2 protein-coding genes are annotated in these 3,825 nt (G+C 68.9%); both read left to right on the forward strand.

Annotation, left to right across the window (positions count from 1 at the left end; all coding sequences use genetic code 11):
- Window positions 1-1,284: 1,284 nt before the first annotated feature.
- Window positions 1,285-1,542: a hypothetical protein gene (locus F1615_RS35290; protein WP_149553120.1), complete on the forward strand. Its 258-nt coding sequence runs from the start codon at window positions 1,285-1,287 to the stop codon at window positions 1,540-1,542.
- Window positions 1,542-3,395: a hypothetical protein gene (locus F1615_RS36785; protein WP_244328979.1), complete on the forward strand. Its 1,854-nt coding sequence runs from the start codon at window positions 1,542-1,544 to the stop codon at window positions 3,393-3,395. The genes F1615_RS35290 and F1615_RS36785 overlap by 1 nt, the downstream gene beginning before the upstream one ends.
- Window positions 3,396-3,825: the final 430 nt, after the last annotated feature.

Raw genomic sequence — 3,825 nt, forward strand, 5'->3', positions numbered from 1 at the left:
GGCTGCCGCCGGGTGTGGTGGGGTCTGTATGACGATCGTGCGGCGCCGTGGGGTCCGCCGGGCTGCTGGTGGGCGGCTGCGGCCCGGTGCCGGGCTTGTTGTCTGACGGTCACTCAGGCGCGGTTGGGCGGCTCCCGTATCGGGTGCCGCCTTGCCGTGGTGCCCGCACGATCACATTTCGGGTTGGGGGGTGCCTCTATGTCCTTCGTCAAGCGAGCCGACGGCTCCTCGGCTCGTAGAAGGTTCCGTCGCGGAGCATGGCGAAGAGGACGCTGATGCGGTGGCACCCTCGCCGCACCCCGCACGCTGCTGCAGGGCCGCTACGACGCTGTGGGCCGCTCGCAGTACACCGGCCGCAGCACCACGCCGTCCCCGGTCGCCGGGCCGGGCCCTGGCCGGCCAACTGGCCCCGTCGGCGGGCGCGCACCCGTGGACCGATGGACTGTGAGCGCCGGGTGGGGAACACCGCGCACCCTCGATGTCCACCTGGTGGAGCCCGACGTCATGTCGCAGGTCGCCGTCGATGTGGCCCGCGATGCCTCGGGGCGGTGGCGGCCGGCCCGGCCGCACCGCGTCCGCACGGACGTCGAGGTCCAGCAGGTTCCGCTGTCCGGCGAAGCCCAGCGTCTCTCCTCCACGAGCGGGGTCGCATCCGTAATCGCGTTGAGCGGACTGCTGGGTGGAACCCGTCCGGGGAGCAGGGCGTCGACTGCCAGGTGCGCTTTTCCGTCGGAGCGCCGGCCGTTTTCGAATACTGGGGCCGAAGAGTTGTGTCCACGTGGAGGTGGGTGCGGTGAGGGGATCCCAGCCGGTAACAGGAATCCCCTCTCCCCCGCTGACGGGGTGCCGCGCCCAGGAAGGGGATGATGGGCATACTCCGGGGGCGGGGGTTCCGCTTGTTCAGCTCACCACCGTCGCGCCCACGAGGCAAGATCTTCCGCGTTCGGGACACGTTCGGATGCGTTCTGAACTGGATACGGCCTGGTCAGGGCCTGCGCCGGTGGGATCCGGTGGTGGCATGGACGCTTGCCTCACGGACTGTCTTCCGGCCCGGACGATTCGGTCGTCAGCGGATGAGCCGTCAGGACGTGTCAACACGCCGCGGTATTCGAGCGGAAATAGAGCCTTGCTGAGCGGTGTTTGTTCGGGCTGATCCCAAACGCGTTTACGGGTTTTCCTCCATCCCGGCCCAGGCAAGACTGGGTGTTGTCCGCATCACGGCCGGTAACCGTGGTGTGAGCCGTATTCGGCGATCTTCGCCGCGCCCAGGAGGGGAAAACAACTGTGTCACGACGTATTAGGCGATCGCGGCGCCGGCAGACGGCGTCATCGGGGCAAGCGCTGTGCGGCGCGTCCCTCACGCCCGTCCAGCGGATCACCGTCCTGACGGTGGTCCTGCTGGTGGTGGTCGTCCTCGTGTCGAGCGGTCAGCCCGTGTGCGACGTCCTCGGGCTGGTCATGGCGGCCGGAGCCGCCGCCGCGCAGATCGGCCCCTGGCTGAACGGACAGCGCCCGGCCGCCACCTGTGCGGGAGGCGTGTGATGACGCAGCCGGAAGCCAGGCCGGACACGCCGGGCGAGCAGAAAATGGGGCCCGACCCGGAACGTGTGCGCAACCAGAAGGAGTTCCGCGAAGCCCTGAACCAGCTGCGCGGCAGCAAGAGCTACAGGGACGTGGGACGGGACAGCGACGACGGCTCCGGCCGGCTGTCGGCCACCACGATCTCCACGGTGCTGCGGATGGACGCGCTGCCCACCCGGGACTTCACGGGAAAGTACGTGCGCGGCTGCGGGCTGACCGCCGAGCAGCACAAGCCGTGGCTGAAGTGCTGGGAAACCCTGAACTCCCAGCCGTCCGCCGGGCGCGGCAGGCGCTGGGCGCTCCCTGCGGCCGGTAGCCGCAGGCGGCTGCGCACGGTCCTGGTGGCCGGGACCGCGCTCGCTCTCGCCGTCGGTGTGGGGGCATGGCAGGTACATCAGCGCATCGAGGACAGTCAGTTCGAGAGAGAACACTGCGGCACCAGCAATCCCAGCCTGGTGACACAGGCGGGCGGGGAATGCACGGGCGTCACCGACGGCAGTGACGGCGCGGCCGTCTTCGGCAGTGATCTGAAGCCGGTCATGACCGCCATCGGTGCGGAGAACCAGAACGTGACCGGCGGCGGTGACTATGTGACATTCGCGTTCCTGACGCCGCTGACGTCGAAGGACGCGAACAGCCTGACCGTGGGCCAGTACGTCGCCGAGCTCGAGGGCGCCTACACCGCCGTCGCGGAGGAGAACAAGAAGAACAGCAGACCCAAGATCCGGCTGCTCGTGGCCAGTATGGGCAGCAGCCAGAAACGCTGGGAGCGCACCGTCGACCAGCTCGTGGCCCGCAAGGACAGCGAACGGCTGGTGGCGGTGGCCGGCATGGGCCTGAGCCAGCAGGAGACGGTCGACGCCGCCCGCAAGCTCAGCAAGGCCGATCTGCCCATGGTCGGAGACCTGATCACAGCGGACGGGTTCAACGCCACCGGTGCGGTCGACGGCAAGGGACCGATCAACGGACTGGCCCGCGTCGCCCTGTCCAACAGCGACCAGCTCAACGCCATCAGCGAAGAACTCCCCTCCGGCCGGCGCACCGCGGCCCTGGTCAGCACGTCCGTGACACCGAACGGCACCAGGGACCTCTACACCGAATCCCTCGACAAGGGCTTTCGCAGCATCGAAGGCCTCGAAAAGCACCTCGACGCCCACTCCGACTTCACCTTCGACCCCCGCGGCGGTCCCGACGCCATCCTCCCGGCCATCAGCCAGAACTTCTGCAACACCAGCAAAACCATCGACACCGTCTACTACGCCGCCCGCGTCAAGTACCTGCCCGACTTCCTCGACGCCCTGACCAAGCGCAGCTGCCACGCCCAGCACATCACGGTCATCACCGGATCCGACGCGGCAGCCCTCGACCCCAAGACAGAAGCGCTCAACGACCCGGCCTCGCCGATCACCGTCCTGTACGCGTCCTTCCCCAAGGCGGAACAGTTCCGCGACCCCGGCAACCCCGGCCGCGGCCTGTACGAAGCCTTCGCCAAGGCCTTCACCTCCCCCCACCACGGCCAGCAGTTCCCCGCAGAGCACCTCACCAGCAGCTACTGGGGCATCGTCGCCTACGACGCCGTGATCACCGCCGCGACCGCCCTGCACAACGCCGCCGCCCACAACCCCTCCAGCACGCCCAACCGCTACGCCATCAGGAACGAGCTGTACGCACTGCGCAACAACGCCGTCGCCGGCGCAAGCGGCCACTTCGGCATCGACAAGAACGGCAACCGCACCAACACCGACACCATCACCACCGTCCACCGAATCGGCCAGCCCTTCCCCCCAAAACCCACCGACCCACCGACCGGCTGACCGACCCACCCACCGACCGACCCACCGACCCACCGACCCACCGACCCACCGACCGACCGGCCGACCCACCGACCCACCGACCCACCGACCCACCGACCCACCGACCGACCGGCTGCCCTGCTGACCTGCTGACCTGCTGACCTGCTGACCTGCCACCCTGCCCTCCCGGTGGGGTGCAGGCCTCAAAGGGGTCGCCCTCCAGACCTGCCCCCACCATCACGTCACCCCCGTTATGTTCTTCGTGGTCCTGCAAGAGGGCCGCTGGCCTCCGGGCCCGGCATGACTGTTGCCCCCTGTCGAACGGATGACCTGGGGGTGGTGTCACCGGGCCCGAGAGGTGCCGTCGGAGACGCTGATCAGAGGCCCGGCCACTGCCCGGCCCGGCGCAATGCCGGGCAGCTCGCGGGCGGCAGGTCTGCATAACGTGGAT

Source organism: Streptomyces marokkonensis, from assembly GCF_008312835.1.
GTDB lineage: Bacteria > Actinomycetota > Actinomycetes > Streptomycetales > Streptomycetaceae > Streptomyces > Streptomyces marokkonensis_A.

Bases quoted from the DNA above. Each gene is read 5' to 3' on its own strand.
- F1615_RS36785 (WP_244328979.1), top strand. From the start codon at position 1,542: ATGACGCAGCCGGAAGCCAGGCCGGACACGCCGGGCGAGCAGAAAATG.